Raw genomic sequence first — 7,660 nt, 5'->3', positions numbered from 1 at the left:
GCCCCAGCCCCAGCATCAGCCACCCTGCACCACCACCCTGCGCGTCGCGGCGGACTGGAGGAGCCGCCCGGCCGTCAGCAGCACCGCCGCCCAGCCGAGCTGGAACCCGTACGCCTGGACCAGGCCCCAGCCCGTGTGCTCGCCGAGGAGGACATCGGCCGGAATCTGGAGCAGCGCCGACCAGGGCAGCACCTGCGCGAGGGCCCCGAGGGCGCCGGGGAACAGGGTGAGCGGCAGCACCATGCCGGAGAAGAACAGACCGACGAGCCAGGTGATCTGCGCCACGCCCGCCCCGTCGAGGAGCCAGAACGCGGACAGCGCCACCAGGAAGCGGACGGCGAAACTGACCACGACACCGAGGGCGACGGCGAACAGGAAGGCGACCCACACGAGCGGATCGGCGGGCAGCGCCAGATCGAAGGCGAGCGCGCCGAGCGCCATCGGGACGACGCCGCGCCCCAGGAGGTGGAAGGCGGCCCGCCCCACGTCGCTCGCCAGCCAGAAGAACTGCAGGTCGGCGGGGCGGTAGAGGTCGATCGCGATGTCGCCGGTACGGATCCGCTCCATCAGCTCGTTCTCGAAGCCGCCGCCCATCATGGCGGTGGTCATCAGCAGCGCCTGCCCGATCCACACATAGGTGACGGCCTGCGACAGGTCGTACCCGCCGAGCTGCGGGCGCTCGTCCCACAGGGCCGTGTAGGTGTACGCCACGATGAAGCCGAAGACGGTGTTGGTGAACACACCGGCGACCGTCGCCACCCGGTAGGTCGCGTACCGCCGGAAGCCTCCGGCCGCGACGACCGCGTACACCCGCACCCCGACCCCCCGGATTCGCCCAAAGCCCCAAAACGCCCGACCCTAGCCCAATGGGGTCAGCCGCCGCAGGCTTTTGGGTCCGCCGCTCAGAGGCCGCACCAGCGGATGCGTGCACTATGGGCGTACAGCCGAATCGCCCGATACGACACCGTTATGCCGGAGAGTGAACCTCTGGCCACGCCCAGGGAGTCTCCACCAGCATGAGCGACGAGCCACAGCAGCCCCAGGGGTGGGCACCCCGGGACCCCTCCGACCCCACGGGCCACGAGGGGAAGCCGGCCAAGAAGAGCAGAACCGGCGAGCGGGACGAGAACGGCAAGAAGATCCGCCCCAGGCGCACCGGCCTGCGCCGCCTGATCCCGACCTGGCGGATGCTCCTCGGGACGTTCCTGCTGCTGGCCCTGCTCCTGATCGGCGCGTTCCTCGCGGGCTACACGCTCGTCAAGATCCCGGCCGCCAACAGCGCCGCCGTCTCCCAGAGCAACGTCTACCTCTACGCCGACGGCTCCCAGCTCGCCCGCGACGGCGAGGTCAACCGCGAGAACGTCAAGCTCGCGCAGGTCCCCGAGACCGTCCAGCACGCCGTGCTGGCCGCCGAGGACCGCGACTTCTACTCCGAGCGGGCGGTCGACCCCCAGGCCATGCTCCGCGCCGGCTGGAACACCGTCACCGGCAAGGGCAAGCAGTCCGGCTCGACCATCACCCAGCAGTACGTCAAGAACTACTACCTCGGCCAGGAACAGACGGTCACCCGCAAGGTGAAGGAGTTCTTCATCTCGATCAAACTCGATCGCGAGGAGAGCAAGAACGACATCCTTGAGGGGTACCTGAACACCAGTTACTTCGGGCGCAACGCGTACGGCATCCAGGCCGCCGCCCACGCCTACTACGGCAAGGACATCGACGAGGTCACCACCGCCGAGGGCGCCTACCTCGCCTCGCTGCTCAACGCCCCCAGCGCGTACGACGTCACCACGCACCCCGAGAACAAGGCCGCCGCCCGGAGCCGCTGGAACTACGTACTCGACGGCATGGTCAAGGAGGACTGGCTGAGCCCCGCCGACCGCGCCGCCGCGAAGTTCCCCGCGCCGCAGGAGGCGAAGCCGGCCTCCGGGCTCTCCGGCCAGCGCGGGTACATCGTGCAGGCCGTCGAGGACTACCTCACCAAGAACAAGATCATGGACGAGGACACGCTGGCCACCGGCGGCTACCGCATCACCACGACTCTGGAGAAGTCCAAGCAGGACGCCTTCGCCGAGGCCGTCGACGACAAGGTGATGTCGCAGACGAGCAAGGACCGCAAGGCCGACCGCAACGTACGCGTCGGCGGCGCCTCCATCGACCCCGCCAGCGGCAAGGTCGTCGCGATGTACGGCGGCATCGACTACACGAAGCAGTACGTGAACAACGCGACGCGCCGCGACTACCAGGTCGGCTCCACCTTCAAGCCGTTCGTCTTCACGTCCGCCGTCGAGAACGGCTCCACCACCCAGGACGGCGTGCAGATCACCCCGAACACCGTCTACGACGGCACCAACAAGCGGATGGTGGAAGGCCCCAACGGCCCCACCGGCTACGCCCCGGAGAACGAGGACCAGGGCTCGTACGGACCGGTGACCGTCCGCACGGCCACCGACAAGTCCATCAACTCCGTGTACGCGCAGATGGCACAGGACGTCGGCCCGGCCAAGGTCAAGGACACCGCCGTGGCCCTCGGCATCCCCGAGAACACCCCGAGCCTCGACGCGTACCCGTCGATCGCGCTCGGCGTCGCGACCGCCAGCGTCCTCGACATGACGGAGGCGTACGCGACGCTCGCCAACCACGGGCGGCACGGCACGTACACGATCGTCGACAAGATCACGAAGAACGGGCAGAACATCGCCCTGCCCCCGTCGGACGCGGACTCCGGCGCCGGCACCGGTTCCGACGGCGGCTCTGGTTCCGGTTCCAGTTCTGGTTCCGGTTCTGGTTCCGACGGCGGCTCGGGCAATGGCTCGGGCTCCGGGCAGGGCGTCTCCCGCGAGGCGGCCGACACCACGACGTCGATCCTCAGGAGCGTCGTCGAAGGCGGTACGGGCACGGCGGCCCAGGCCGCCGGCCGCCCGGCGGCGGGCAAGACCGGCACCGCCGAGGAGGACAAGGCCGCCTGGTTCGCCGGCTACACGCCCGACCTGGCGACGGTCGTCGCGGTGATGGGCCAGGACCCGGAAACCGGCGTGCAGAAGCCGCTGTACGGGGCGCTGGGACAGGCACGTATCAACGGCGGCGGCGCGCCCGCGCAGATCTGGGGCCAGTTCACGGCCGCCGCGCTCGAAGGCAAGCCGGTGCAGGAGTTCGACCTGCGGACGGCGGCCGGCTCGGACGAGTCGGCCCCGCCGACGTCCGAGCAGCCCGGCACCGGTGAACCCGACGCATCCGGCGAGCCGCCCGCCAGCGACGGCCCCGACGACCCGACCCGCAGCCCCACGACCGGTGGCCAGGACACCGGCGGCACCACGGACACCGGCGGCACCACCGGCTCCCCCGGCACCGACGGCGGCACCACGGACGGCGGCGGCACGGACGGCGGCGCCGACACGGGTGGTACGGACGGTACGGGTGGCACGGACACCGGCGGCGCGACCGACACCGGAGGCACGGACGGCGGTGCCGACACCGGAGGCACGACCGACGGCGGAACGACGGACACCGGCGGTACGGAAGGCGGCGCCGACTCGGGCGGCACCACCGGCCCACCGGCCGACGGCGGCACACGGAACGGCCCGCGCAGCCGCGCCTGAGGCGCTCAGTGACCCGAGGTCGCCTTCAGCCCCACGACCGCGACCAGCAGCAGACACACGAAGAAGATCCGGGCGGCGGTGGCCGGCTCACCGAGCACCACCATGCCGAGCACCGCCGCACCGGCCGCGCCGATACCTACCCACACGCCGTACGCCGTACCGATCGGCAGCGTCTTGGCGGCGTGCGACAGCAACATCATGCTCGCGACGATCCCCGCGCCCGTGAACACGCTGGGCCAGAGCCTCGTGAAACCGTCGGTGTACTTCATCCCGATCGACCAACCGACTTCGAGCAGACCGGCGACGACGAGCAGAACCCAGGCCATGACAGGCACCTCCGAAACGAAACGCGAGTGCAACGGGGTGCGTCGTCTTTGCCTTGGTAACCCGGTACGGCGCGTCTCGTCGGGGGTGTCTCCAACATAGCAAAGCGCAGCGAAAGGGGCCGGTGACCTCGATCACCGGGTCACCGGCCCCACGCACGTGCACCATCGGCTGTCACGCGGCAGCCCGCGCCGCCTGCCGCGCACAGCGCGCCTGCCGGCGCAGCCCGCCCACAAGCGCAACGCGCCCATGAACGAAACGCCCTTACGAATGCAACGCGCCTACAAACGCAACGCGCCTGCAAGACAACCCGCCTAGCGCCTGCAAGTACAACCCGCCTACAAGTACAAGCCGGTCGAGTCCTCCGAGACCCGCTCGGAAGCCACGGCGTGCAGGTCCCGCTCCCGCATCAGGACGTACGGAATGCCGCGCACCTCGACCTCGGCCCGGTCCTCCGGGTCGTACAACACCCGGTCGCCCGGCTCCACGGTCCGTACGTTCTGGCCGACCGCGACCACCTCGGCCCAGGCCAGCCGCTTGCCGACCGCGGCGGTCGCCGGAATCAGAATGCCGCCGCCCGAGCGGCGCTCGCCCTCGGGGGTGTCCGACCTGACCAGCACCCGGTCGTGCAGCATCCGGATGGGCAGCTTGTCGTGCGTGGTGTTCTCGCTCACGCCCCGAACCTACCTGTCCTCGTGCCCGCCCCCGCCATCGGCCGCGGTGTCAGCCGGCCGGAGTGCCCGTCCGGCCGGATCGCCGTCGCCCGTCAGGCCAGGAGCGCCCCTCTGCCGGATCGCCCATCAGGCGAGGAGCGCGGCGAGGGGTGGCGAGGGGTGCCCAACAGGCCGGAGCGTCACCCGCGCCTGCGTCGCGTGGACAGGGCGAGCAGCCCCACGAGCCCCACGGCCACCAGCGCCACCGGAACGAGCCGCTCCAGACGCGGCGAGCCGTCCTCGTCCACGAACTGCGCCTTCACGTCGGACACCGTCCGGTTCACCGCGACGAACGCCCGGCCCGCGGTGTGGTCGACGGTCGACGCGACCCTGGCCTTCGCGTCTCCGACGATCGTCTTCGGGTGCAGCCGCACCCCGATCTCGTCGAGCGTGACGGCCAGCCGGTCACGCCGGCTCTTGATGTCCGCCTCGATCTGCGCAGGGGTCCTGGCATCCGACACTGCGCTGCCTCCGTGGTCGTGGGCCGAATCCGGTAGTCCTTCATCGACAGTCTGTCAGCTCGGCCCGTCCCGTACCCCACGGCACCCCCATTACGCTCGGGAACGCAGACGCACAAACCCCCCGTACGAGGAGACCGAACCCGATGAGCGAGCGACTCCAGCCCGGCGACACCGCCCCCGACTTCACCCTGCCCGACGCCGACGGGACCGAGATCTCCCTCGCCGCGCACAAGGGCCGCAAGGTCATCGTCTACTTCTACCCGGCCGCCCTCACCCCTGGCTGCACCAAGCAGGCCTGCGACTTCACCGACAACCTGGAGCTGCTGGCCGGTGCGGGATACGACGTCATCGGCGTGTCCCCGGACAAGCCGGAGAAGCTCGCGAAGTTCCGCGACAAGGAGGACCTCAAGGTCACGCTCGTCGGTGACCCGTCCAAGGAGGTCCTCACCGCGTACGGAGCCTTCGGCGAGAAGAAGCTGTACGGCAAGACCGTGACCGGGGTGATCCGCTCGACGATCGTGGTCGACGAGGACGGCAAGGTGGAGCGGGCCCTCTACAACGTGAAGGCGACCGGCCACGTGGCGAAGATCATCAAGGACCTGGGCATCCCGGCGGCCTGACCGCCGGCTGCACATCACGTCGTCGGCCGGTCCGGCGCAGCACCGGTACCCGCGACGGCGCCCGCACCGGCGCCACGCCGGTGCCTGCAGCGACGCCCACGCCGATACCCACACCGGCGCCCGCAGCAGGCACCTCGACCGAGGCACCCCGGCCCGGGACCCTGTGACCAAGGTCCCGGAACCGGGGACCTTGGTTTGCAGCAACGAATTGAAGGCAGAGGTTCCACTTGGACATGGAAACGCGTCCGAGGAAAGGAACCTGCCATGGCGGCCACCGGCCCCGGCCCCGACCACGGGGCCGATCCCGCAGCGATAAAGCGCCACCACACCCTCTTCCGCGCCGCCAGGAGACGGAAGAACCCGCCGCTGCGCCGCTCCGACATCACCGTCACTGACGAGGCGGCGGTCAAGCGAGCCGTCAAAGCCGCCTCGCTCGGCAACGCCATGGAATGGTTCGACTTCGGCATCTACAGCTACCTTGCGGTGACGATCGGCCACGTCTTCTTCCCACCCGGGAACGACACGGCCCAGCTCCTCTCCTCCTTCGCGACCTTCGCCGTCGCGTTCCTGGTGCGCCCCATCGGCGGCATGGTGTTCGGACCCATGGGCGACCGGCTGGGCCGCAAGAAGGTCCTCGCCCTGACGATGATCCTGATGGCCGTCGGCACGTTCGCCATCGGCCTCATCCCGTCGTACGCGTCGATCGGCTTCTGGGCGCCGGTGCTGCTCATCCTCTTCCGGCTGGTACAGGGCTTCTCGACCGGCGGTGAGTACGGCGGCGCGTCGACGTTCATCGCCGAGTACGCCCCCGACAAGCGCCGGGGCTTCTTCGGCAGCTTCCTGGAATTCGGCACCCTGGCCGGCTACACCGGCGCGGCCGGCCTCGTGACCGTACTGACCGCCTGGCTCGGCTCGGACGCCATGGAGGCGTGGGGCTGGCGCATCCCGTTCCTGGTCGCCGGCCCGCTCGGTCTCGTCGGCCTCTACCTGCGGCTGCGCCTGGACGAGACACCCGCGTTCCAGAAGCTGGAGAGCGGAAACGTCCGCGCGTCCGAGGCCGCCGACGCCGTGGAAGCCTCGGCCAAGGGCGACCTCGCGAGGATCTTCCGGCAGTACTGGCCGACGCTGATCCTGTGCATCGCCCTCGTCGGCGCGTACAACGTCACCGACTACATGCTGCTGTCCTACATGCCGACGTACCTCTCCGACGAGCTCGGCTACAGCGAGACCCACGGCCTGCTGATCCTGCTGGGCGTCATGGTCTGCCTGATGGCGGTCATCAGCCAGGTCGGCCGCCTCAACGACCGCTTCGGCCGCAAGCCACTGCTGATGACGGGCATGCTGGGATTCTTCTTCCTGTCCCTCCCGTCCTTCCTTCTCATCAAGCAGGGCAGCGTCCCGGCGATCACCGCCGGCATGCTGATGCTGGGGCTGTCGCTGGTGTGCCTGCTGGGCACGATGTCGGCGGCGCTCCCGGCCCTGTTCCCGACGAACGTCAGGTACGGCTCCCTGTCGGTCGGCTACAACCTCTCCGCGTCCCTCTTCGGTGGGACGACACCGTTGGTGATCACCGGCCTCATCAGCCTCACGGGCAACGACCTGATGCCGGCGTACTACTCGATGGCGGCAGCACTCATCGGCGTCATAGCGGTGGCCTGCATGAAGGAGACGGCCCAGAAGCCGCTGGAAGGCTCCCCGCCGTCGGTCGAGACGAAGGAGGAGGCGGCAGAACTCGTAGCGGCCCAGACCCCGGAACCGAGGTTCTGACGCGGGGGCGTTGAGGGTCGGGGGTGTACCACGGGTTGTGCGGCGGGGTGGTTCTCGGGCCGTCCCTGACGCTCGATGGTCGGTGGGCCGGGGTGGTGCGGCAAGGGCGCTCCTGCGTCGCGTCGCCTGCGGCGATTTCGCTCCGCTCCACCCTTGACCCACCACCCCGGCCCACC

At 69.9% G+C, this 7,660-nt stretch carries 7 protein-coding genes and 1 riboswitch; of the genes, 3 read left to right on the top strand and 4 right to left on the bottom strand.

Annotation, left to right across the window (positions count from 1 at the left end; all coding sequences use genetic code 11):
- Positions 1–15 precede the first annotated feature (15 nt).
- Positions 16–816, bottom strand: coding sequence for an ABC transporter permease (locus E2E34_RS27870; protein WP_138904659.1), 801 nt, complete (start codon positions 814–816; stop codon positions 16–18).
- 200 nt (positions 817–1,016) lie between these two features.
- Here E2E34_RS27870 and E2E34_RS27865 point away from each other — a divergent pair, with 200 nt between their 5' ends.
- Positions 1,017–3,599 (top strand): transglycosylase domain-containing protein, encoded by a 2,583-nt coding sequence (locus tag E2E34_RS27865; RefSeq protein WP_138904658.1) that lies wholly within the window; start codon positions 1,017–1,019, stop codon positions 3,597–3,599.
- Between the two features lie 5 nt (positions 3,600–3,604).
- Here E2E34_RS27865 and E2E34_RS27860 read toward each other — a convergent pair whose 3' ends face one another.
- The 3 genes from E2E34_RS27860 to E2E34_RS27850 form a co-directional block, all read right to left on the bottom strand.
- Positions 3,605–3,925 carry a DMT family transporter gene (locus tag E2E34_RS27860; protein ID WP_138897668.1) on the bottom strand — a complete coding sequence of 107 codons (321 nt, stop codon included), beginning with the start codon at positions 3,923–3,925 and terminating at the stop codon, positions 3,605–3,607.
- Between the two features lie 36 nt (positions 3,926–3,961).
- Positions 3,962–4,027: riboswitch (guanidine-III (ykkC-III) riboswitch) on the bottom strand.
- A 234-nt stretch (positions 4,028–4,261) separates the two neighbouring features.
- Positions 4,262–4,597 carry a GroES family chaperonin gene (locus E2E34_RS27855; RefSeq protein ID WP_138897667.1) on the bottom strand — a complete coding sequence of 112 codons (336 nt, stop codon included), beginning with the start codon at positions 4,595–4,597 and terminating at the stop codon, positions 4,262–4,264.
- 179 nt (positions 4,598–4,776) lie between these two features.
- Positions 4,777–5,097: a DUF3618 domain-containing protein gene (locus E2E34_RS27850; protein ID WP_138904657.1), complete on the bottom strand. Its 321-nt coding sequence runs from the start codon at positions 5,095–5,097 to the stop codon at positions 4,777–4,779.
- A 143-nt stretch (positions 5,098–5,240) separates the two neighbouring features.
- Here E2E34_RS27850 and bcp point away from each other — a divergent pair, with 143 nt between their 5' ends.
- Together bcp and proP are read left to right on the top strand one after the other, a co-directional pair.
- Positions 5,241–5,717, top strand: coding sequence for a thioredoxin-dependent thiol peroxidase (bcp, locus tag E2E34_RS27845; RefSeq protein WP_138904656.1), 477 nt, complete (start codon positions 5,241–5,243; stop codon positions 5,715–5,717).
- Positions 5,718–5,981: 264 nt separating this feature from the next.
- Positions 5,982–7,484, top strand: coding sequence for a glycine betaine/L-proline transporter ProP (proP, locus tag E2E34_RS27840; protein ID WP_138904655.1), 1,503 nt, complete (start codon positions 5,982–5,984; stop codon positions 7,482–7,484).
- Positions 7,485–7,660 lie beyond the last annotated feature (176 nt).

Origin of the sequence: Streptomyces albidochromogenes (assembly GCF_005981925.1) — a bacterium.
GTDB classification, from domain to species: domain Bacteria; phylum Actinomycetota; class Actinomycetes; order Streptomycetales; family Streptomycetaceae; genus Streptomyces; species Streptomyces albidochromogenes.
Note: the sequence above shows the minus strand (reverse complement) of the source record. Positions and strands in the feature narration are given on the sequence as shown.

Excerpts from the sequence above, each read along its gene's own strand:
- E2E34_RS27860 (WP_138897668.1), bottom strand. The coding sequence starts at position 3,925 with ATGGCCTGGGTTCTGCTCGTCGTCGCCGGTCTGCTCGAAGTCGGTTGG.
- bcp (WP_138904656.1), top strand. The coding sequence starts at position 5,241 with ATGAGCGAGCGACTCCAGCCCGGCGACACCGCCCCCGACTTCACCCTG.
- proP (WP_138904655.1), top strand. The coding sequence starts at position 5,982 with ATGGCGGCCACCGGCCCCGGCCCCGACCACGGGGCCGATCCCGCAGCG.
- E2E34_RS27865 (WP_138904658.1), top strand. The coding sequence starts at position 1,017 with ATGAGCGACGAGCCACAGCAGCCCCAGGGGTGGGCACCCCGGGACCCC.